The sequence below is a fragment of the Nitrosomonas ureae genome (genome assembly GCF_900206265.1).
GTDB classification, from domain to species: Bacteria; Pseudomonadota; Gammaproteobacteria; order Burkholderiales; family Nitrosomonadaceae; genus Nitrosomonas; species Nitrosomonas ureae_C.
On record NZ_LT907782.1, the window covers coordinates 2,617,280 to 2,638,805 of the forward strand.

General features: G+C 46.8%; 20 protein-coding genes. 5 read left to right on the top strand and 15 right to left on the bottom strand.

Going from position 1 to position 21,526, the window contains the following annotated elements; genetic code table 11:
• Positions 1-206 precede the first annotated feature (206 nt).
• The 3 genes from CPG39_RS12095 to CPG39_RS12105 form a co-directional block, all read right to left on the bottom strand.
• Positions 207-1,028: a DODA-type extradiol aromatic ring-opening family dioxygenase gene (locus CPG39_RS12095; RefSeq protein ID WP_096293793.1), complete on the bottom strand. Its 822-nt coding sequence runs from the start codon at positions 1,026-1,028 to the stop codon at positions 207-209.
• Positions 1,029-1,101: 73 nt separating this feature from the next.
• The gene (gene wrbA / locus CPG39_RS12100) at positions 1,102-1,707 is read right to left on the bottom strand and encodes an NAD(P)H:quinone oxidoreductase (RefSeq protein ID WP_096293795.1); all 606 of its coding nucleotides are present in this window, start codon (positions 1,705-1,707) and stop codon (positions 1,102-1,104) included.
• 117 nt (positions 1,708-1,824) lie between these two features.
• A complete protein-coding gene (locus CPG39_RS12105; protein WP_096293797.1) occupies positions 1,825-4,173 on the bottom strand; it encodes a heavy metal translocating P-type ATPase in 2,349 nt (782 codons plus the stop codon).
• A 332-nt stretch (positions 4,174-4,505) separates the two neighbouring features.
• Here CPG39_RS12105 and CPG39_RS12110 point away from each other — a divergent pair, with 332 nt between their 5' ends.
• Positions 4,506-5,504: a 2-hydroxyacid dehydrogenase gene (locus tag CPG39_RS12110; protein WP_096293798.1), complete on the top strand. Its 999-nt coding sequence runs from the start codon at positions 4,506-4,508 to the stop codon at positions 5,502-5,504.
• Positions 5,505-5,669: 165 nt separating this feature from the next.
• Here the strand turns inward: CPG39_RS12110 and mutL are convergent, their stop codons facing one another.
• Positions 5,670-7,463 (bottom strand): DNA mismatch repair endonuclease MutL, encoded by a 1,794-nt coding sequence (mutL, locus tag CPG39_RS12115; RefSeq protein ID WP_096293800.1) that lies wholly within the window; start codon positions 7,461-7,463, stop codon positions 5,670-5,672.
• A 95-nt stretch (positions 7,464-7,558) separates the two neighbouring features.
• On the opposite strand from mutL, the gene CPG39_RS12120 reads away from it, so the two are divergent.
• Together CPG39_RS12120 and CPG39_RS12125 are read left to right on the top strand one after the other, a co-directional pair.
• Complete coding sequence (locus tag CPG39_RS12120; protein WP_231990304.1) at positions 7,559-8,161, top strand: glycoside hydrolase family 19 protein; 603 nt, start codon at positions 7,559-7,561, stop codon at positions 8,159-8,161.
• Complete coding sequence (locus CPG39_RS12125; protein WP_096293803.1) at positions 8,158-8,676, top strand: hypothetical protein; 519 nt, start codon at positions 8,158-8,160, stop codon at positions 8,674-8,676. Before CPG39_RS12120 ends, CPG39_RS12125 begins: the two co-directional genes overlap by 4 nt.
• Before the next feature lie 80 nt (positions 8,677-8,756).
• Here the strand turns inward: CPG39_RS12125 and CPG39_RS12130 are convergent, their stop codons facing one another.
• From CPG39_RS12130 to CPG39_RS12150, 5 genes are all read right to left on the bottom strand, one after another.
• Positions 8,757-10,055 carry a putative bifunctional diguanylate cyclase/phosphodiesterase gene (locus CPG39_RS12130; RefSeq protein ID WP_096293805.1) on the bottom strand — a complete coding sequence of 433 codons (1,299 nt, stop codon included), beginning with the start codon at positions 10,053-10,055 and terminating at the stop codon, positions 8,757-8,759.
• A 12-nt stretch (positions 10,056-10,067) separates the two neighbouring features.
• A complete protein-coding gene (locus CPG39_RS12135) occupies positions 10,068-11,363 on the bottom strand; it encodes an HD-GYP domain-containing protein (RefSeq protein WP_197702878.1) in 1,296 nt (431 codons plus the stop codon).
• A gap of 194 nt (positions 11,364-11,557) precedes the next feature.
• Positions 11,558-12,436 (bottom strand): hypothetical protein, encoded by an 879-nt coding sequence (locus CPG39_RS12140; RefSeq protein WP_096293809.1) that lies wholly within the window; start codon positions 12,434-12,436, stop codon positions 11,558-11,560.
• Between the two features lie 10 nt (positions 12,437-12,446).
• The gene (locus tag CPG39_RS12145) at positions 12,447-12,848 is read right to left on the bottom strand and encodes an ExbD/TolR family protein (RefSeq protein ID WP_013648430.1); all 402 of its coding nucleotides are present in this window, start codon (positions 12,846-12,848) and stop codon (positions 12,447-12,449) included.
• Complete coding sequence (locus CPG39_RS12150; protein ID WP_231990305.1) at positions 12,835-13,539, bottom strand: MotA/TolQ/ExbB proton channel family protein; 705 nt, start codon at positions 13,537-13,539, stop codon at positions 12,835-12,837. Before CPG39_RS12150 ends, CPG39_RS12145 begins: the two co-directional genes overlap by 14 nt.
• 326 nt (positions 13,540-13,865) lie before the next feature.
• Between CPG39_RS12150 and CPG39_RS12155 the strand changes: the two genes are divergently transcribed.
• Both CPG39_RS12155 and CPG39_RS12160 read left to right on the top strand, forming a co-directional pair.
• A complete protein-coding gene (locus CPG39_RS12155) occupies positions 13,866-14,252 on the top strand; it encodes a surface-adhesin E family protein (RefSeq protein WP_231990306.1) in 387 nt (128 codons plus the stop codon).
• Between the two features lie 81 nt (positions 14,253-14,333).
• On the top strand, positions 14,334-14,684 hold the full coding sequence (locus CPG39_RS12160; RefSeq protein ID WP_096293811.1) for a DUF488 domain-containing protein: 351 nt from the start codon (positions 14,334-14,336) through the stop codon (positions 14,682-14,684).
• Between the two features lie 104 nt (positions 14,685-14,788).
• Here the strand turns inward: CPG39_RS12160 and CPG39_RS12165 are convergent, their stop codons facing one another.
• From CPG39_RS12165 to CPG39_RS12190, 6 genes are all read right to left on the bottom strand, one after another.
• Positions 14,789-15,325 (bottom strand): YaeQ family protein, encoded by a 537-nt coding sequence (locus tag CPG39_RS12165; RefSeq protein WP_096293813.1) that lies wholly within the window; start codon positions 15,323-15,325, stop codon positions 14,789-14,791.
• Between the two features lie 70 nt (positions 15,326-15,395).
• Complete coding sequence (locus tag CPG39_RS12170) at positions 15,396-16,040, bottom strand: DUF2959 domain-containing protein (protein WP_096293815.1); 645 nt, start codon at positions 16,038-16,040, stop codon at positions 15,396-15,398.
• An 87-nt stretch (positions 16,041-16,127) separates the two neighbouring features.
• A complete protein-coding gene (locus CPG39_RS12175; RefSeq protein WP_096293816.1) occupies positions 16,128-18,122 on the bottom strand; it encodes a diacylglycerol kinase family protein in 1,995 nt (664 codons plus the stop codon).
• Between the two features lie 28 nt (positions 18,123-18,150).
• A complete protein-coding gene (locus CPG39_RS12180) occupies positions 18,151-19,383 on the bottom strand; it encodes a CDP-alcohol phosphatidyltransferase family protein (protein ID WP_096293818.1) in 1,233 nt (410 codons plus the stop codon).
• Positions 19,384-19,485: 102 nt separating this feature from the next.
• Positions 19,486-20,748: a TrkH family potassium uptake protein gene (locus CPG39_RS12185; protein WP_197702879.1), complete on the bottom strand. Its 1,263-nt coding sequence runs from the start codon at positions 20,746-20,748 to the stop codon at positions 19,486-19,488.
• Between the two features lie 104 nt (positions 20,749-20,852).
• Positions 20,853-21,506 carry a potassium channel family protein gene (locus CPG39_RS12190; RefSeq protein WP_096293823.1) on the bottom strand — a complete coding sequence of 218 codons (654 nt, stop codon included), beginning with the start codon at positions 21,504-21,506 and terminating at the stop codon, positions 20,853-20,855.
• Between the last annotated feature and the right edge of the window lie 20 nt (positions 21,507-21,526).

Below are 21,526 nucleotides of genomic sequence, written 5' to 3' on the forward strand. Positions count from 1 at the left end.
ATAATTCCAGCTTAGTCCGCATGGATCTGGTGAGATTGCGTTTTCTCTTTAAAACACGGGAGAGATTAGCAGGATCAATTTCTGTAGTATGAGCTATTCATCTGAGACCTGCTGATTACACCTTTCTTTGTAATTGACAGGCGGTTAGTTCAAATAGGCATGGTTGATTGATGCCAATGAAGCACCTACCGCAAAATTCCATGCTTCTATTGCCATAGAAAGCTCGTCACTTTTTTCCCCATAATCTCATCATTAAATACAACCTTTGCTATAGGGGAACCGGCGCAAGCGGTACCAAAGCAAACATGTAAAGGCAACAAATGTTCTTCTCTCGGGTGACAAAGCCGGGCAAACGGAGCCTGCTCCCATTCGATCAAGCGTTGTTCGCGCTGTTCCGATGAAATGTCCGAACGAGTGCATGTTTCAATCAACCAGTGATTAAATCCCTCATTTTCTTTACTGCTATCGATTTCCTTCGAGAAAAATGTTTTCAAATTATGAAATGACATGCCTGAACCGATAATCAGAATATTTTTCTCACGTATGGATGCGATAGCTTTTCCAAGCGCGATATGCTTTGCCGGATCCAAATTCTTGAGCAACGATAATTGAATACAGGGAATCTGCCCTTCCGGATACATCAGCTTGAGCGGCACAAATAATCCGTGGTCAAAACCGCGCTGCTCATCGAGTCTCGCCGGTATGTCGCTCGCCATTAACAAGGTGTAAATTTCTTTTGCCAACTCGGGATTACCCGGTGCCGCATATTGAATGGTGTAGGCCTCGACAGGAAATCCATAGTAGTCATAAATTATTTCAGGCTGATTACCACTGGTTATCGTTGCCTGTTCCTCTTCCCAGTGGGCGCTGATGACTAAAATCGCGGATGGCTCGTTCAGCTCACTTGCGATTTTCCGCAGAAAAGAAACCATCTTTTCATGCCTCTTGTCGCCCAGAATCGGTAATGGGCCGCCACCGTGAGGTAAAAACAAAACGGGCGAAAGCACTGGTGATATTTGGCTTGCCATCGTTAAAATCACCTGCTAGTAGAGAGGCAGTACATTTTATTAAATTTGAGTAATATCACTTTATTAAGTTGGCTTATTCACGACATAGTCGGCCTGTTACTTCCGCAACATGGGTACCTTGAAAGCGTGCAATTTTTATTTCATTGTCTGATGGTTGACGTTTCCCATCGCCACCGGCCAGCGTGCTTGCTCCATAGGGCGATCCGCCGGTGATTTCATTCATATTCATGATTTCCTGACAGGAATAGGGAACACCCACGATGATCATGCCGTGATGAAGCAGGGTGGTATGAAACGAGGTGATCGTGGTTTCCTGTCCGCCATGCTGCGTACCGGTAGACGTAAACACGCTACCTACTTTGCCGATCAGCCCACCATTGAGCCATAACCGGCCTGTCTGATCCAGAAAATTGCGCATTTGCGCGCACATATTGCCGAAACGCGTAGGTGTACCAAAAATGATGGCATCATAATCGGGCAATTCATCCACCGTCGCAATTGGCGCTGACTGATCAAGCTTGGCACCGACCCTTCGTGCCACTTCTTCCGACATGAGTTCGGGGACACGTTTAACGACAACCTCCGTATTCTCGACATTGAGCGCACCTTCAGCTACCGCGGTGGCCATGATTTCGATATGACCATACATGCTGTAATACAGAACAAGAATTTTTGCCATGTTGCACCTCCTGATTTATAGGGCTGTGAACTAAAGCTTTGCCAGATTTTGATAGTACTCTTTTTACATTACTTATGAAATTAAAAATTCAGAAGCGTTGTTTTAAACTTTCCATATTTACCTCAGCTTAATTGCGCGTAGCCGCAATGCATTGACGATCACGCTGACCGAAGATAGCGACATCGCTGCCGCAGCAAAAATCGGCGAGAGCAAGATGCCGAAGAATGGATACAGTACCCCGGCTGCGATCGGTACGCCCGCTGCATTGTAGATAAAGGCGAAGAACAGATTCTGGCGGATGTTGCGCATGGTTGCTTCGGAAAGGTGCCGCGCCCGGACGATATCCAGCAGATCGCCGCGAAGCAAGGTTACTCCCGCGCTTTCAATCGCAACGTCGGTACCCGTACCCATGGCAATGCCAACATCGGCGGTAGCCAAAGCCGGAGCATCGTTGACTCCATCTCCCGCCATTGCGACCACTCGCCCTTGTTCGCGCAATCGCGTTACGATTGCCGCTTTCTGATCGGGTAACACTTCCGCTTCCACTTCGTCGATACCCAGCTGCCGGGCAACCGCTTCAGCCGTAATGCGATTGTCACCGGTCAGCATGACGATGCGGATGCCGTCGGCGTGCAGAGCATCAATAGCTGCAGGTGTCGATTCCTTCACTGGATCGGCGATAGCGACAATACCGGCCGTTGTTCCATTGACCGCCACGAAGATTACTGTTGCTCCATGCTGGCGCAGATCATCTGCTTGTACTTGCAACACCTGGGTGTCGATATTCAATTCGGCAAGAAACTTGGTATTGCCCAGGACGATGTGGTGTCCATCGACAGTACCGACTACGCCTTTGCCAGTAGGTGAATCAAAGTCGGTCGCCTTGGTCAGTGCAATCGAGCGCTCCTTGGCTGCAGCGACGATGGCGGCAGCCAGGGGATGCTCACTTCCTTGCTCCAGGCTGGCTGCAAGACGTAGCAGCTCGTTTTCGTCAATATTGCCAGCAGCGCGGATTGCCGTGACCCTGGGCCTGCCTTCGGTCAGCGTACCGGTCTTGTCAATCACAATGGTGTCGACCTTTTCCATGCGTTCCAATGCTTCGGCGTTTTTGATCAGAACACCTTCGGTCGCACCCCGTCCGACACCCACCATGATCGACATCGGTGTCGCCAGACCCAGTGCGCATGGACAGGCGATGATCAGTACGCTGACGGCGGCGATCAGGGCATACCCCATGGCGGGCTGCGGACCCCAGATCGACCAGGCGGCAAAAGCAAGTATGGCGACCAGCATGACTGCCGGAACGAACCAGCCAGCCACGATGTCCGCCAGGCGCTGAATCGGTGCGCGTGAACGCTGTGCTTCCGATATCATGCGGACGATTTGCGCCAGCATGGTGTCACGTCCAACTTTTTCCGCATGCATCACAAAACTGCCCTGACCGTTGATGGTGCCGCCGATCACCTTGTCGCCGGGCTGTTTGCGTACCGGCATGGATTCACCGGTTACCATCGATTCATCGACATTCGAGCCACCTTCCGTCACTTTGCCATCGACCGGTATCCGGTCGCCGGGACGTACCCGTAGGCGATCATCCACCATTACCTGATCCAGATTGATCTCCTGTTCTGCATCGTCGTCGCCAAGACGACGGGCCGTCGTTGGTGATAAATTGAGTAAAGCTTTAATCGCACCGGAGGTACGTTCGCGCGCTCGCAATTCCAGCACCTGGCCCAATAACACCAGGACGGTGATGACTGCCGCAGCTTCGAAATAAACTGCGACCGATCCATCGCTGCTGCGAAAAGCATCGGGAAAGAAATCGGGTGCAACGGTGGCAACAATGCTATAGATCCATGCCACACCCGTGCCCATCGCAATCAATGTGAACATATTAAGCGCGCGGTTCTCAATCGATTGCCAGCCGCGTACGAAAAACGGCCACCCTGCCCACAAGACGACTGGTGTTGCCAATGATAATTGTATCCAATTGGAAATCTGTGCAGATATAAGATGCGCCAAGCCGATCAGGTGGTTGCCCATTTCCAAGATGAAGACCGGGATTGTCAACATGAGGCTGATCCAGAAACGGCGGGTCATGTCGGCAAGCTCCGAATTGGGTGCGTCGTCAAGCGAGATTTCTGCCGGTTCCAATGCCATACCGCAGAGCGGACAACTTCCCGGTCCGGTCTGCCGGATTTGTGGGTGCATCGGGCAGGTATAGATAGTGTCGGATGCGGATTCTTTGATTGGAATCTTGCCCGTTAGATAAATATCGGGTGTGGCTACGAATTTATCGTAACAGTGGACAGAGCAGAAATAGTAAGCTTGTTCACCATGCTCAGCGCGATGCTTCGCTGTATATGAATCGACCCGCATGCCGCAGACGGGATCGGTCGCTATGGCATGGTGATGCGTATCATGATCGTGGCTATGCTGTACATGTTTGTGATGTTCGTGAGTCATAACTTGTAATCCTTATAGACCAGGTATTTTCGTGTTTCGGTGCTTTTTCAGCGGATTATATCTTAGCGCGGATAGTCAGCCGCAAGTCCACACTATTAGCTGAAAAACATGTATTCATCCAGTTACGTTTAACCTTAAATTTAATTCTAATTAATAGAATTTTGAGATTCATATTCAATGATGCGTGGAAAAAATCAATTTTGTGCGCGTAGCACGTGTTCAGGCTGTTACACTATTTTTCGCTTTCGCAGCGAAAAATAGTGCGCTTCAGTGTTACATTATGACTCCGCTATTTACAAGTTTCCAGTATAGGAAAATAGAGGAAATTTAAAATGATATCCGCAGCGTTATATGATACGAAACCTTATGATCGTGAATATTTCCGGAATGCTTTATTCCACGAAAAAATTGATTGGCAATTTCATAAATTCCGACTTTCCGCCTCAACGGCAGCTACTGCCGCAGGGGTGGATGCTGTATGCATTTTTGTAAATGATTGCTTAGATCGTACTTGCATCGCCCAACTTTCCAAGACCGGTGTAAAATTGATTGCTTTGCGCTGTGCCGGGTATAATAATGTAGATCTCAAAGCCGCCAAGGAGTTTGGTTTTACTATTGTGCGTGTGCCTGCTTACTCTCCTCACGCTGTGGCGGAACATTCCATAGGTCTTCTATTAGCGCTTAATCGGCATATTCACCGTGCTCATAATCGTGTACGCGAGCACAATTTCTCTCTCACCGGACTCATTGGTTTTGACCTTGCGGGAAAGACTGTTGGCATTGTGGGAACAGGTAAAATTGGTCGTATTGCTGCCAAAATCTATCGAGGTTTCGAGTGCCAGGTTATCGCCCATGACATCAATCCATGTCATGATTGGGCCGCTCAACAGGGAATCGAATATACGTCCTTTCCCGCCTTATTAAAAGAAAGTGACATAATCTCCCTGCACCTTCCGCTTAATTCGGAAACTTACCACTTGTTATGTCGTGAGACATTTAAGCAAATGAAACGAGGCGTGTATCTTGTCAATACCAGCCGGGGAGGATTGATTGATACTACCGACCTTCTGGAAGCCCTTAAAGCAGACTGCATCGGCGGTGTCGCGCTTGATGTCTACGAGAGAGAAGGAGGGATCTTTTTTGAAGATCATTCCGGACATATTTTGCAAGATGATGAACTTAATCTTTTACTTACTTATCCCAATGTTTTGATGACATCGCATCAAGCTTTTCTCACCCACGAGGCGCTCAGTGAAATAGCGCGTATTACGACCGAAAATATTATTCGTCTCCAGGCTAATCAACCCTATATTGATGAAACGGTTCTGTAAAATTGCAAATTTATTGAATTTGATAAGGTTAGTAAGCGAAACATAGAATCACTTGGGTCGTTCGTGATCGGATGACGGCTACTTCCCCGCATTGTATGATTAGATATGTAATGTTCTTATTTACGTTGCCCTAAGCACTCGCGGGTTGGGTTGGTGAGAATTTATTCACTTTCCGCGCATAAATAATTTGTCCAGATCAGCCAGACTGGTTTCAAACCAAGTGGGTCTGCCGTGGTTACATTGATCGGCGCGTTCGGTCATTTCCATTTCACGCAACAAGGCATTCATTTCCTCAAGGGTCAGGTTGCGGTTGGCGCGAATCGCACCGTGGCAAGCCATCGTTGCAAGCATTTCATTGCGTTTGGCGGTTAGAATCTGGCTTGCCCCATACTCACGGATTTCGCGCAAGATGTCGCGCGCCAGTTGTGCGATATCGGCATGTTGCAGTGTGGCCGGTACTGCGCGCACCGCTACTGTCGTGGGTGAAAGCACTGCAATCTCAAATCCCAATTGGTCCAGGATTGTCTGGTTTTCTTCGATTGTAGCGATTTCCAGATGCTCGGCATAAAAAGTGACCGGAATTAACAGCGGTTGCATCGGTATTTCATGTTGATCAAGCGCTTGCTTGAGTTTTTCGTACAAAATGCGTTCATGCGCGGCATGCATGTCGACAACAATCAAGCCGCGTGCATTCTGCGCCAGAATATAAATGCCATGCAGCTGTCCGAGCGCAAAGCCGAGAGAATGATCATTCTGATTATTTCCGATCGCGATCGATTTATCAGGTTTTATAGCGGGTGCGGTAGGGGCTATGTTAACCGGGGTTGTTGGGATAGCGCGTACATCCGTGCCAAACAAGGTGCCGTAAGAGCTGGCCGGCTGCGATACTGTACCGCCCTGAGCTGGGCCTGTTTTTGGATAAATCGAGTAAGGCCGGGCGATTGATGCCGGTTCTCCAGATGATGATTCTTTGTGTGCTGAAGACAGCGCTTTGTTGATCGCATGAAAAATGAATTGATGCAGTGCGCGTGGTTCGCGGAAACGTACTTCTATTTTGGTCGGGTGTACATTGACATCCACGCTTCCCGGATGAATGTCAAGAAACAAAACGAAAGCCGGGTGCCGCTCCAGATGCAGCACATCCCGATAGGCTTCGCGCAGCGCATGCGAAATTAATTTGTCGTTGATGAAACGATGGTTGACAAAGAAATACTGCGTATCGCGCGATGATCGTGCATAAGCTGGTAACGCAACCATGCCGTGCAAATGCATCTCAGCCGACTGTTCGTCAATCCATGCGGCGGTTTGTTTGAATTCCTCCCCTAGCACCGAGGCAATTCTTTGTGCCGGGTCGCCTGTGCGTAAATGTCGCCGCACTTTACCATTATGTTGTAGAACGAATTCAATACCTGATTGCGATAAGGCAATGCGTTTAAACATTTCGTCGCAATGCGCGAATTCGGTGGCTTCCGACTTTAGAAATTTGCGTCTGGCAGGAATATTGAAGTACAAGTCATTGACATCCAACGTGGTGCCCTGTGCTAATGACGCAGGCATAGGCTGCGACACCGATTTGCCTTCTACCTGGATTTGCCAGGCATGGTTTTGCGCTGCTTGATGGCTGGTCAAGGTCAAGCGTGAAATCGCAGCAATGCTGGCTAATGCTTCACCACGAAAGCCCAGACTGGTGATCTGGTGCAAATCCTCCAGTGTGCTGATTTTGCTGGTGCTGTGGCGGGTCAAGGCTAGCTGCAGTTCATCTTTGGCAATGCCGACGCCATCATCGGCGACGCGAATCTGCTTTACGCCACCTTGCTGAAGTTGTACGTTAATTTTCTTGGCACCCGCATCAACACTATTTTCCAGAATTTCCTTAAGTGCTGCGGCTGGACGCTCAACCACTTCGCCAGCAGCAATTTGATTGATTAATAGCTCAGGAAGCGGTTTAATCGTAGCCATGTTCAGCAGATGTTTCAAATGTAGTGATTATAATGTGCAATTGAACATCCATTGTACTTTGGCAGGATCATTAACTGCAGAAAATTTGGGAGGGGATGATGTTAGCGATAGACCGATTGAAAACCCATGTTCCGGATGTTGTTCTTGATCAGATTCCTGATTGCGTTGAAAAGTTTAATATTAATACGTCCTTGCGCCTGGCACACTTTCTTGCTCAGTGTGCGCATGAAAGTACAGAGTTTAAGGCGCGGGAAGAAAATTTGAATTATTCTGCTGCAGGTCTGAAAAAAGTATTTGCCAAATATTTTCCGGGTAATCTGGCGGAAAGTTATGCGCGCCAACCTGAGAAAATAGCCTCACGGGTATATGGTGGCAGGATGGGCAATGGGGACGAAGCCAGCAAGGAAGGGTATAAGTACCGGGGCCGGGGATATATTCAGTTGACCGGAAAAGACAACTACAGCGCTTTTTCTAACAGTATCGGCGATGACATTTTAAATAATCCTGACTTGGTGGCTTCAAAATATCCTTTACTGTCGGCCGCATGGTTCTGGGGTACCCGATCACTCAATTCACTGGCCGATAAAGGTTCCGGAGATGAAGTAGTGACCCAAATCACTAAGAAAGTGAATGGCGGTCTTAATGGCTTGGAGGATCGTATCGCGCATTTCAAAAATTATTACGCTTTACTGATTTGAGAACAGCATCTATTTATATTAGCGGCTTGATAGGCCTGCTCTTTTTTTCTGCTTGGGTTGATGCAGCGGAATCGCACTGCCAGATGCAGGAACAAGTGATATTTTCCTGTTCCTTAGGGAAGAAAACAGTTTCAGTTTGTGCTTCGAAGGATTTTTCCGTTCACAGCGGCTACCTGCAGTATCGATTTGGATCGCTCGGCATGCCTGAGCTGATATTCCCAGCAGTGAGCGCATCCGATCCGGTGGCTCAATTCATCCGGGCGAGAACCTGGATGTTTGCGGGCGGTGGCGGCGGTTACTTGCGTTTTATCAACGGACAGTATCATTACCTCGTGTATACCGCCATCGGTAAGGGCTGGGGGACGAAAGACGGTGTTGCGGTGGAGAAAAACCATCAAGTGATTGCTAATCTGGAATGTCAGAATGTTCCAATCTCGAAAATCAGCGATGATTTTTTTAAGCGTGCTGGGTTACAGGTTGATCAAAATGAATTCGAAATCCCAGGACTTGATTAAGCAAGGGTCAGAGTTTCTAAAGTACTTGGAACAGGTGAGTTTGGTAAAAGCACCGGAAGATCTGATCACAAAAGATTTTCTTATGCAATTATTTGCGATGCTGTTAAAAAGCAGTGCGCAGGGAATTGATCGTTGACAGTTTTGATGAGCTCCGGCAGCGGCATGGCCTTGCCAATGAGATAGCCTTGAATGACGTCACATCCTAATGCCCGTAGGCGTTCGTAAGTTGCGACATCTTCCACCCCTTCGGCAACTACGGATAGATTCAGTCGATGGGCAAGATTGATCATCGAATCGACGATCCGGTCGTGTTTATGATGTGTTGTCATATGCTTGACAAATACCATATCGATCTTGACCTCGTCGAGAGGCAAGTCCAGCATGCGTGCCATTGATGAATAGCCGGTTCCAAAGTCATCCATGGCCAGCTTCAGACCCATATCCTTGAGCTGGCATAAGGTATCCAGGGTTCCTGCTTGATTGTCCATAACAGCTGTTTCGGTCAGCTCGATGGTAATATCTTCTGGCGGTACGTTCCATAGAGATAGACCTTGTAGAACCAGTTCAGTAAGTTCAGGGTCGCGCAGGTCGTCAGCAGAAAAATTGATCGAAACACCGGCATTTAATCCTGCTTTACGATATTCAGAACATTCCCTTAATGCGGTATGGAAGACCCACAGTGTAAGTTTGGACATGAGCGGGGTACCTTCAGCAACCTGAATAAGTTTATCGGTGCGGATCGGCCCGTGATGTGGATGATGCCATCGTAACAAGGCTTCAGTGGATTTGATCTTGCCACTGGCAATATCGATCTGGGGTTGGTAGCCTAAATATAATCCCCCGTTCTCGATAGCGTTACCTAAATCTGACCAGAGATCAATTTGAAACAGGAGAGGATCTTGCATTTCGGCGTGAAAGAGCTTGCTCGGGAGTTGTTCCAGTTTTGCTTGGCGCACGGCCGCACTTGCGTTACACATCAACTGATCCAACTTATCCCCGCTTGCATTGTTTACTGCCACGCCAAGACGCGGGGCCAGAATGATATTTTTCCTGTCAAGTACGAATGGGGGTGTTAGTATTCGTAGGATTTTATGTGCAGCCAGCATGGCATGTGCATCGGTAAGCAAATCGACCAGTAAGCAGCATATTTGATAACGTCCGGTAATACCGACCAGATCATCCGGGTTCAGAGCATTTCTTAATTGTTGGGCAATTTGCTGCAGCGTATTATCGACAATTGTAAATCCAAGGATGCCATCCAATTCTATTAAGCGCTCAAAGTTGATGATCAGCACGGCATTGCGACGACCCAATTGGTACTCGTCGCGTAATCTTTGTGAGGCTTGTTGTAAAAAGTGTTGATAAGCTAGGATAGTCATAGATTTTGGTATTTATAAATAATATTTCTTTGGATCGATTCCGTAAGCACCTTGAGGGAGATCATTGACAATAACGTACTCAACCCCCCCTGGATTTTTACCGGCGATTCTTAGATCCAAGGTTACAGGATGATCATAAGGCTTCTTCTGGGCATCGCAGATGATCATGACCTGAGGAAGAAATCGCTGTGTTCGATTGTGAGTAAGAATAATGGCAATTTCGCCGCTGTTTAGTTCAACTAGACTGCCTACGGGAAACATGCCGATACACTGCGAAAATTGCTCCACCAAAGTATAATTGAGTCCGTTTTGCGCGTTATCCTTGAGTTCTTTTAGTGCTTGAAAAGGCTTTAAACCTGGCATGTGCGGTTCCCCCCAGATAAGTTCTTCATAGCAATCGATAATGGCGGCCATACGCGCATAGGGATGTAATTGATTAGCGTACAGTCCGGAAGGATAGCCGTTGCCGTTCTCGCGTTCATGATGCTGTAGAACAATCTGTACCACTTCTTCTGGTGCATCACTTAGTTGAGTGATGATTTCTTCTCCATAAGCGATGTGCTGTTTCATTAATTTGCGTTGATCCGCTGTGAGTGACATATTTCTTTTGCCTTGGATTTCTTTAGGCAGACGCTGCTTTCCGATATCCATCAGTAATCCGCCCAATCCAAGAATGCTCAATTCCCTGTGGGGTAAGCCGAGATGACGGCCGAAGGCAAGCAAATGTATTGAAGTCTTAACGGCATTGTCATAGAGTTCTTTCCCTGTGGTTTTAAGTTGTGCCAGCAGCAATGCTGCATCGGGATTACGAATAACGCTTTCGCGTAATGTGTCGACCACTTCATGCGCTATACGCATGTTGATTCGGGTATTGCATTCAAGGCTGGTGCTAATATCGGTAAATAATGTGGAGGCAATATTATACGCTTTAGTGGCCGCTGGAATTTCTTGTGCCGCAGTGCAGATGTCACTGTAGGTATTAGCGCGTTGTAACAGTGAGTCGAGCGACTTGGTTTCATGCATTGTCGGTAGTTTACCCCGATCTGAGACTATGGAATTAGCAGGGAAGGAAGCGCCCGATTCATGAGATACTACTGATGGTTTAGCTTGATCTGAAATACCCCGAGAGTCATGAGAGGTGCCTGACAAATCCTGCTGAACAGCGAATGGCTCACTTCTGTCAATGTCCACGTAAACGTGCTTGCAATAACGCCGAAGTTCGTCAATATCAAGTTGTGATTGAATCAGGATGCCTTGGATAGGGTAGGGTGTTTCAAGCCAAGGACGATCAAGGTCACTGATATACATGCCGGGCTGCAAATCATTGACAAAAATCTCAATAGTGCTATTGCTTATCATCGCGGGGGAGTCGATACAATAATAAAATGTAATTAGTTGATATTCTTAGTTAGAATGGAGAGAACAAAATTAATCTCTGTGTCTCATAATTACGACTTTTTTAGAGTTTTTCTTAAGGCGCTTTTGAACAATTGGGGAAAGATTTAACGTGATGGGTTAATGAAAAATTCGCGCATCAAGAAATCCTCCAATCCTGCAGTATCTCTTTCTCGTGCGGATAGAACGACGACACGATGCAGACGGTGCGATTCCCAATTAAAATCTTCTTTGTAATATTCCCGAATCAGTTGGATCATACGGCGAATGATGGCGCGCTCAATATCGCCATCGGTTCCGGCTTCGACCCGAATCATCTGTAATCGCGGATTGGTTTGGCCGGTAGTCCAGGCGCGGAAAGAAAATTCCGCTGTGCGCGGGCCAATGCGAAGAATCTGGAATATCCCACTGGTGCCCGGGTTTTGCAGATTGCGCCGGACATTCGCCATACGGATTTCGTCCGCTGTAGGTTGTTTGGCGGTACTGCTGGACGCAGCGCTTTCCTGGGAATCGAAGATTCCTTCTGCGGCGTGGCGACGTGCTTTTGCTTGATTGATATACTCGGACAGATCCGTGGGAGTATCCGCAGGCGGCTCCGGAGGGGTTTTCATTCTTGCAACTTCCTGCGCCGGAATTGGCGCTTGGGGTTTGTTCGGCTTCTCGGCTGCCTTAGGCTTGATCGGTGGTCTTGACGGCGGTGGCTGAGCAGGTGTCGGCGGTGCTTTGGGCGGAGGTTGCGTTTCAGCCATTTTGGGTTTCTCGGGTTGCGGAGCGGGGGCGCTGGGTTGTGATGCAGGTAGCGAATTATTAGCATCCTTGGATTCTTCCAAATCGATGAAGCTGGCAGCGATGGGAGGTGGCGTCTCAATCTCCACCTCCGGTAGCGATAAAAAGAATCCTAGACCCCAGATGACCAGCAGCCAGATCAGCGCAGCCAATGGCAGCGGCCACCACAGGCGAACTTCTTTCGATCGGGAACTTGCCATTCTCAAGGTGTTATTTATGTTTGACTGCAATCAGAAAATGTTGGGCTCCGGCTGATCGGGCGCGCAGCATGGCCTGCACGACGACACCTTGCGGCGCTTCATTATCCGCGGATACAATTAATTTTTGCTTGGAATCCGCGAGTAGCGGTTTGAGTGTGGTTGCCAGCGTGTCCAGCGTGACTATAGTCTGATTGATATAGATTTTGCTGTCTTTGGTCAATGTCAGTGTGACCGGCTTTTCCGCGCTGAGCTTTTCGGCTTGCCCTTCGGGCAAATCGACCTGCAAAGAATCCAGATTTTGCATCGATAAAGAAGCCAGCATGAATGTTGCCAGCAAGAAAAACATTACATCGATCATCGGAATGATCTCAATTTTTCCTTTTGGAATGATGCGGGATTTACGCAGTTTCATTGTGATAATCCTGTTGATCCCGACGGATATTGTCGATCAGTCGCGTACCCAGGCGTTCCATTTCATCCATCGTTAGCGATTGCAGGCGGGAAAAATAATTGAATCCAAACAAAGCTACCAGAGCAATTGCCAGACCAACTACGGTAGCAATGAGCGCTTCGGCAACCCCGCCGGTGACCGCCGTAGGGTTGACCAGACCTTCGCTGCCGATTACCTGAAAGGCGCGCATCATACCGATCACCGTCCCTACCAGTCCAAGCAATGGTGCCGCGGTAACAATGGTTTCCAACGCCCATAATCGACGTGCAAGCGATTCCTCAATAATTTGCGCCTCATCGGCGGCGCGGGATTCCGTCCACCAGGTCGGCTGATGCCGGTTGGAAATCACCACTTCAAAGAAACGCTTGTAATAATGACGACTATCCAGTCCGGAAAGTATTTTTTCCAGATCGTTCCATTTGAAACCATAAGTTTCCACCAGATTGAGTAAATCGTTGGAAAGACGCGCATAGCGCCAATAGATAAATGCCTTCTCAAGCATGATTGCCACCGCAATAACCCCCAATAAGACCAGCGGTATGATAATAATTCCACCAAGCTTTAACATGATCCAGGCTTGATTCAATTCTTCCATCATATTTAACTCCAGATTAAGGCTATTCATAAAACTATCGTTGCTCGTCGTGTTCATTGGTTGATCGTTTTAGTACAAAAACTTCCCGCAGCGTCCACCCGATACGGAATCATTACGCGATACAGATCGCCCCAACGATCAGCAAAGCTGCAACCAACGTATTGTCGTGCAATTTTTCAAAAGTCTGCGGATAAAGAGCCCAATATCACAGGCCGTATGGATGCTAAGAATAGTTGAAAACACCAGCAGTTGGAACTATTTAATGGCAAAATGACTTACATTTATGGTTTTGTCGCGCAAAAATGAAACCTGTTCGAATTACCTGCTGTTTAGGCATTGAGTAGAATGAGAAAACAGCTCAAACCCGCAAATTATAACAATTAATGATGAAGAAATATTTACCCGTACTACTCCTGTTATTCGTTGTCATCCCCGTACACGCCAAGTGGATTAAGCTGGATATGGTCACCAAGCAAGGTGAAATCCATTATTTTGATCCTGAGACGATGCAGAAGAACGATCAGTTCAGGAAAGTTTGGGTGCTTTCCAGCTATGATGAGAAGCAAAAAGGCGGGCATTATGCAGTTAAAACCTTGTATGAATTTGATTGTACCTATCATAAGGCCCGCTCGATCACGATGCTGCTATATCCTGACAAAAACGCCACAGGCATGGTGATCGGCGCGCACCATGAAGAATCCAGAGAGTGGTTTGGTTTCTCGGCTAATTCGATGTTTCGACATATAGCGGAAACGGTTTGTATTGATTGAGAGGGTCTAGTTAAAACCAATGCTGGCTTATTCGATTCAGTCATTTCTGGGTTATCGGTTTTGCCGGGTAAACGAGCTCTGATGACCATACTGCTTAAACGAGCGTATGAACCGTATATGCCAAGTGACGGATTCCGAATTCTTGTCGATCGGTTATGGCCGCGAGGAATTTCCAAGGATTCAGCACATATTGATTTATGGCTCAAGGATGTGGCGCCTAGTACTTCTTTGCGCAAATGGTTTGGTCATGACCGATTAAAATGGATTGAATTTCGAGATCGATATTTTCTGGAACTTTGTCATAATTCGGAAGCTGTCGAGCAACTCGCCAAGCACGTGAATCATGGTCCGGTTACGCTCGTTTATGGCGCGAAGGATGAAGGACATAATCACGCTGTTGTTCTCAGAGAGTATCTTGAGCGGCATTTCTGAAGGGCGATTTGACTCCGATACTGAAGATTATGAAAAAATTTAATGGCAAAAGTTGCTTAGCATTGAACATTCAGACTCCCTTTGATTCTCATATGTTATGAGAATCAATTAACGTATAGCGGTACCCAACTTACTTCACACTCCCCTAATTCCGTCGCCACATAAGCAGATTCTTCGGAGATCGTGATGGATATATCCATGGTTCGTTGTGCTAACTTTGCCAGTGCCTGGATATTGTGCCATTGAAACTGGAAAATAGAGGCCGTCAATGCATTAAATTTCGCTTGTTCCTGTATCCACCAGATATTCGATTTGGAGTTAAAACTATACACTTTGACCGTATCAGCAAGCCGCGTCGCCTTTTTGATTCGTTCCGGAGCGGGTTCACCGATATCGATCCACAATGCAATCCGGCCATCCGGGCTATGTGCCCAGAGGTCGGGTTCCTCTACAGTACTCAACCCCTTGGTGAGCAACAGCGATTCCCGAGCATTAATGCAAAATGCGAGCATGCGCGTCATCATGCGTTCAAGCGTTTCTGAGGGGTGCTGGGCGATGGTCAGATGGAGTGAGTCGTAGTAATTGCGATTGAGATCCGTCAGTGCAATCTTGAATTTATAGATGGTTGGTTTTAAAGCCACTGGCTTTTCCTGATTGTTGGAAGCTTCGGAATAGTATCTGATGAGCTATTCCGAAGTATCCTGAGATGATTTATTTTTCCATCGTGCTGATAAACGCGTTGGCCTCATTGATCGATTGTTCCATCGAAGCAATGAGTGCGGATACATCGGATTTAATCGTTCCCAATTCATTCTTGAGCGAAGCAATGGCACGTGCATTCAGGTTATGCTTGAGGAACATAACTTGATCCTGGAAAACCCGGAGAATAGGTTCAATTTTGGTTTCGGCCTGTTTCATTGAGGCAATCAATTGGCGGTAGTGTGCTTGGGTTGACTCCAGTTTTTTTTGGCTGCTTTGTTTCATCGATGCATTGCTGTATTGCGTAATTTCTTGTTTCCATTCTGAAAATAATGCTTCAGAAACGCTTTCGATATCCGCAATGCGGCTATTTACTTCCTCAGCTTTGCTGACGCTGGCTTCATACGCGTCATTCAGTTTGTTATAGGTGGCTTCGAGATTACCACCTTGGAAGTTAGTGGCGGCAGTGAACTGTTCCAGAGCGGATTTGAATTGCTCTTTGGTTTCTTCTTGTGTGTCGCGCGCTTTCTCAACGCGATAAACCATGACATCCCGTTTGGGAATGCCGACTTTTTCCAATCCTTCAAGATACATCGTAGTGCAAGCAGTGAGTAATACGAGGATTGGAAGTAAGAATAAACGATATAAATGATTCATGATGATCTCCCTAAGAAAATTCGGTTGGTAATTTTATTATCAGGTAACCGGTTATTAATCTTGATCTTTATAACGTGATTGATCTGTTTAACGTATCACGCCGTGGCGTAATAACCGCCAAGCTACTTTCAAGCCCCATAGAATGGGATGACGGCGTAATACCGGTGTAACTTCCACATGCACGCCGGTATGTCGCTCGATTTTCCATGCGGCGTAAGCTACGCTATTATTAAATGTCAGTGTAGCTTTGGATAAGCGCAGGATAGACAGGATTCTTCCCTGCCAGCGGCGCAAACGCCAATGCCAGTGTGCTTGCCGTTGCATCTCGGGTGTGGTCAGGCAGCGATATTTTCCATTAGCTTGTTTTTCCAGTATTTCTTTCAGCAAGGGGCTTGCAACATCTGTCAGGCGGGTAAATGCGCTGAGGTTGGTTTGGGCCAGATGATGCGCACGTGTTTCACGCTCAGCGCGTAATTCAGCCGCATAGGTCAGTGTCAGGCAGCGAGTCCAGATTTCTTCTACATCCCATATGCCGGCATCGATTGTAGGGACACCGGATTTCAGGAAATTAACCACAGAGTGAGCTTGTGCGACATACAGGCGTTCCCGTACGATATCATCGCGAAAATAGAGCAGTCGTGATGGTTGTGCAAAACGTGCCCAGATATAAGGATGAAACCAGAATTGCGCGCCACGTTCAAAATCCTTGGTCGAAATAACCGCGTATTTGGCGCGTAATGTACGTTCCTGGTGCGGTACTTCGAGATAAAAAACATTGGGTGGCAGCCAGGCGTTCAAATTGGCTAAATATTTTTGTGGATAAGCATTGTAGTAGCTATTAACAATGACATACAGGTCGACTATGCCTTCGTCCAGGCTGACGGAAGAGTGCAGACAGGAACCGTAAAGCATTACGGCATCCAGTGATTCGCCAAAGCGCATAATCAGAGCGTCTATCAGTGGTATGAGATCGGGCGATGTTTCCTTGTTGTTTTCCCAAGCAACTTCGCTAATCAATCGAATGGGTAGTTGTTGGGCGGGTAGTGTTACGGAAGAGGTCATGGTGATAGCGGTGTCCTTGAGTACTAAAAACGTTACGGGGTTGGTTGCAGTAATTCGCAGGGCATTTTGTATATTATTAGATTGATACAATTCACCGTCTACAATGTATTCATCATTCATGTGCACAGTCAAGGCGGCGGTGTTATGGCTATAATAGCCATCTTTTTCCTGTAGCGTCCTACCGCCACCTGAAAGTAGCGGCCATAATGAACGCCACAAGCGTTTGTATTGTTGATCAACCCATGTTACATGGAGCGGTTCGGGTTCTGTGCCCCAATAAGGGCGGATATTGAGTAGGAGATTATCCAGAGCGCTGACCAACACAAATAAATAAGTGCCCTGATGATTCCGGCCACTAGCTTCTGTCATCGCCATTTGAACGGGCGTCCACTCCTTTTGATGGCGGCCAAGTATCATGCCGGTCATTAAGCCAATAAGAGACCGCAGCATAATTAACGAGGTGAAAATACTCCCGGTGACCCCGATTTGCTTCACCGAGCTGCGCGAAAATTTGACGCCGCGCGCGATCAGTCCTGCGGCAAAAAACATGCCGTAAATCGAGTCTGCTCCCGCTTGCTCGATGCGCAGAACCGGACGTTGCACCAATCTGGGTGCGGATGAATTAAGCAGAAGGTCATGCAACCGCTGGATAATTTCTTCCGCTTTGCCGCGAATTCCTAAACCCAATGGTGTCATATTGGTGGTTCCACCCGGGACAATCATGATGAGTGGCCATTGCTCAGGGTGCAGTGATGTGAACAGATGACCCAGAATTGCATGCGTGGTACCGTCTCCTGCAACGATGAGCAGCAAGTCGATATTCTTCCGGATGAACTGATTAATAACGGTTTTAAAACCGGGGTCATCATTGGCTTCGCAGATGAGAATGCCCGGTATGGCCTCCAATGTCTGGCGAATGGCTGGCTTTCTTTTGCGCACCTGACCGCTCATGGGGTTAAGCAGGCAGCCGATCTTGGCGGTTCCGGCTGTTATGCGATCTATTCGCGATTGTAAAGTCATTGGATGTTGTGTTGTGAGCCGTGAAATTTCAGGATAGCGGAAACGGCTTCCTAAGATCGATCGGGGGGCGTGTAAAAATTCTAACCGCCAATATCTCCCGGTCACGTGCCGGGTCGATGTCCTGCAGCCAGGATTTCAGTGTTCCTTCCCTATTTTTGGTTTGCCACGCCATGAGCACGCGCCATGCGAGAAAAGCGGTTGAGATCAAATGCCAGAATACCACCAGATACAATCCGATATCCGGGCGGTCAATCAACCAACCCCAGCTTAGAAAAAGCAGGTTGGGATTACGCCGGGCTGTAATCAGGCGGTTAAATGAATCCAGTTTTTGCCAGATAAATAGATCAAACGGCGCTAACCACAGTTGAAATGTGCCTTCGCACAATCGTCCGCCGACATAACCCAAAAACATCAATCCCATGAAAATTTCCAGACCGGGAATAGCGGTTTGCGTGCCTGCCAATCCCGCTCCCCAAGCCAGGTACCATAATGGTGGATGGATGATGTCCAACCCGTGATCCAGAACGTCTCCTATGCGGCTCGAAGTTACTGTGACCCGTGCCAATTTTCCATCGACCGTATCCAGGAAAGTCATGAACCATCCCATCAACAATCCTATGCCGAAGAATCCGGCCCAGAAGGCCAGTCCGGTCAGAATGGCAAGCACGATACTGAGGTATGTCACATGATTGGGCTGCCAGCCTCGGCGCACGCAGAAATGTGTAGCCCAATATGCCGGTAATGGCCATACCCATTTGGTAACGAGGTCGGTGACACCTTTGTATGATCCGGAGAATAGTTCTTTTTCCAATAGTGCGCGATTTTCCTCGCTGACAGGCAAAATATATGGCGGGTCTTTTTTCTTCAGATTCTGTTGAAAATCAATTTTCAAATCTTTCAAGCCAATTCGTGGAATGGTCAGCAGTGCGAATTTGTAATTCTGGTTTTTGTTATTGTTCAGATTTCTCAGCAGTCGCGGTGCCTGATTGCCATCGGTGCGTATCGCAGCAGGACATCCATCCTCATTGTATAAAGCGATATTCTTATCCAGTTTGAGCAATACCGAAAGTACACGGGTATCGAACAGAAAATTGGCGTTCAGGAACAACGTACTGGCATTCGTGGGAATTTTCTCGACATCCTCGGCAAGCGTGACATATTCGTATGCTTTCAGCATACGTTCCAGACGCTCGTATCCGGTTAACCCCCAAATGGTTATTTCATTGTCACCGAAAATATGAATATAGGTTGAAGCTGGCATATGCTGTGGTGTAATAGTTATTGGATTGTATGTCTGTAAGGATTTTTCAGTTAAATATTTTTTAACTTTAAACGGATCATAAATTATTTTTAATCAATAGAATTAGCCTACCTGTATGTCTGCATTGGCATATTTAATATGCTTTTTCTTTGGAGTGGCTAAAAAGTACGCGAAAGTTAGTGGGCCTACACGGCCAACGATCATCATAAATATAATCAATATTTCTCCTTCCATACTCAACTGAGCGGTTAATCCTCTGGATAAACCTACAGTGCTGAGTGCAGATACTACCTCGAAAACGATATCAATAAATGGTGCTTTTTCAATTGCAGTCAATATAAATATTCCAATGAATATTATGGTAATGGATACAATTGCCAGCGCCAACGCTTTCATGACTTGATGTTGCGGTATAGTACGCTGCAATATAACTACGTCATCCCTGCGACGCAGAAAGGTGTAAGTGGCCATGATCAAGACCACGAATGTGCCTATTTTGAGTCCGCTGGCGGTGCTTAACGAACCTCCTCCGATAAACATCAATAGGATCATCAGCGTTGTTGTGGCATTAGTCAACTCTTCTATAGCTAAGGTATTAAAGCCCGCCGTTCGAGGCGTTACCGCCTGGAACCAAGAAGCTATTGCTTGATCGGCAATAGATAATTGGCCTAATGTTGCAGGGTTTTGGGCTTCGAGAATCCAGACAAGCACGAATCCGAGGAGATTGATAATGAATGTGCTGATTAATACAATTTTGCTGTTTACGCTTAGTTTGTGCCACTTTTTTTGTGTTTTTATATCTATCAATACCAAAAAACCAATACCGCCAATAATAAAAAGAGCCGTGATTACAAGATTGACTGATAAATTGTCGGAATAATGCATCAGGCTATTACTGTTTAACGCAAACCCAGCATTATTAAAAGATGAAATGGTATAAAAGAATGCATGGTAGGCAGCCTTGTCGAACCCCAGATCATTGAGCCAAATTACTGTTAGCGCTATAAATCCGATTAGTTCGATGAACAAAGAGTAAATCAGTACATATTTTGCGGTGTGAGCAACTTTTTCCAGACTGGTTTGATTAAATGCTTCTTGCGCAATCATTTGTTGCCCGATTCCCAGTTTTGTGCCTAAGCTTAATGCCGCAACAATTGCAAAAGTCATGAAGCTCAGGCCTCCTATTTGAATCAGCAATGCAATAATGATCTGACCAAATAACGTAAAATGGGTGCCTGTATCGAGAATCACCAGCCCTGTAACTGTCACCGCTGAAGTTGCAGTAAATACAGACTGTAACCAGCTGGTTTCAACATGCGTAGCAAAGGGCAGTTTTAGGAGTAGAGAGCCGATTGCAATAAGCAAAATGAATCCGAGAAATAGAACTGCCGGCGGGCTAACGTTAAATGCATACTTTTTTGCTGCAGATAATTTATAAGGTGAAACATGGGGATCCCATGGTTTCATGATTACGCTAGCCTTGGTGCAATTGTTTTAAGCGCATTTAATGATCCTGCCAATACGAGAGAGTCATCCATTTCCAAGGTAAAGCTGGGTTCAATCCGTTTGAAGATGGTTTTTTTTCGCCGCACCAGTAAAGGATCTATAGAGTCTTTAACTTGTTTTAACAATTCTGCTATTGAGATGCCTTGGCATTTCTCGGTTATTTTAATTTCAACGACATATAAACTATGACCGATCGGCATGTACTGATTGACCATAGGATAGCTGAGCGATTGAGCCACTTTTATACCCATTTCTTCTTCAGGATGAATGATTCGGGAAACTCCAATCCTAGAGAGAATAGTATGGTGTGGTTTTGAAGTGGCTTTGACCCAAATTTCTGTGATGTTCATGCTTTTGAGCAGTAGTACACACAATATACTAGCTTCCAGACTTTCTCCAATTGCTACCAACGCGGCATCACAAGCTGTTATGTTCAGATCTTTAAGCGCGTGTTCGTCCGTTCCGTCCGCTACTGCTGCAAGGGTCAATTGATCGGCTATTTGGTTCACAATTTTTGCGTTAATATCCACACCGATTACTGAATGTCCAAGGCGTATTAATTCCAACGATGCTGCTGAGCCAAACCGCCCTAAGCCTATTACCGCAAATTGTCCCATTTTTTCGTATTTATATGGTT

What these genes read in the sequence shown, in the direction of transcription:
- CPG39_RS12095 (WP_096293793.1), bottom strand. Translation starts at nt 1,028, where the DNA reads ATGGCAAGCCAAATATCACCAGTGCTTTCGCCCGTTTTGTTTTTACCT.
- wrbA (WP_096293795.1), bottom strand. Translation starts at nt 1,707, where the DNA reads ATGGCAAAAATTCTTGTTCTGTATTACAGCATGTATGGTCATATCGAA.
- CPG39_RS12105 (WP_096293797.1), bottom strand. Translation starts at nt 4,173, where the DNA reads ATGACTCACGAACATCACAAACATGTACAGCATAGCCACGATCATGAT.
- CPG39_RS12110 (WP_096293798.1), top strand. Translation starts at nt 4,506, where the DNA reads ATGATATCCGCAGCGTTATATGATACGAAACCTTATGATCGTGAATAT.
- mutL (WP_096293800.1), bottom strand. Translation starts at nt 7,463, where the DNA reads ATGGCTACGATTAAACCGCTTCCTGAGCTATTAATCAATCAAATTGCT.
- CPG39_RS12120 (WP_231990304.1), top strand. Translation starts at nt 7,559, where the DNA reads ATGATGTTAGCGATAGACCGATTGAAAACCCATGTTCCGGATGTTGTT.
- CPG39_RS12130 (WP_096293805.1), bottom strand. Translation starts at nt 10,055, where the DNA reads ATGACTATCCTAGCTTATCAACACTTTTTACAACAAGCCTCACAAAGA.
- CPG39_RS12135 (WP_197702878.1), bottom strand. Translation starts at nt 11,363, where the DNA reads ATGTATATCAGTGACCTTGATCGTCCTTGGCTTGAAACACCCTACCCT.
- CPG39_RS12140 (WP_096293809.1), bottom strand. Translation starts at nt 12,436, where the DNA reads ATGGCAAGTTCCCGATCGAAAGAAGTTCGCCTGTGGTGGCCGCTGCCA.
- CPG39_RS12145 (WP_013648430.1), bottom strand. Translation starts at nt 12,848, where the DNA reads ATGAAACTGCGTAAATCCCGCATCATTCCAAAAGGAAAAATTGAGATC.
- CPG39_RS12150 (WP_231990305.1), bottom strand. Translation starts at nt 13,539, where the DNA reads ATGAACACGACGAGCAACGATAGTTTTATGAATAGCCTTAATCTGGAG.
- CPG39_RS12155 (WP_231990306.1), top strand. Translation starts at nt 13,866, where the DNA reads ATGATGAAGAAATATTTACCCGTACTACTCCTGTTATTCGTTGTCATC.
- CPG39_RS12160 (WP_096293811.1), top strand. Translation starts at nt 14,334, where the DNA reads ATGACCATACTGCTTAAACGAGCGTATGAACCGTATATGCCAAGTGAC.
- CPG39_RS12170 (WP_096293815.1), bottom strand. Translation starts at nt 16,040, where the DNA reads ATGAATCATTTATATCGTTTATTCTTACTTCCAATCCTCGTATTACTC.
- CPG39_RS12175 (WP_096293816.1), bottom strand. Translation starts at nt 18,122, where the DNA reads ATGACTTTACAATCGCGAATAGATCGCATAACAGCCGGAACCGCCAAG.
- CPG39_RS12180 (WP_096293818.1), bottom strand. Translation starts at nt 19,383, where the DNA reads ATGCCAGCTTCAACCTATATTCATATTTTCGGTGACAATGAAATAACC.
- CPG39_RS12190 (WP_096293823.1), bottom strand. Translation starts at nt 21,506, where the DNA reads ATGGGACAATTTGCGGTAATAGGCTTAGGGCGGTTTGGCTCAGCAGCA.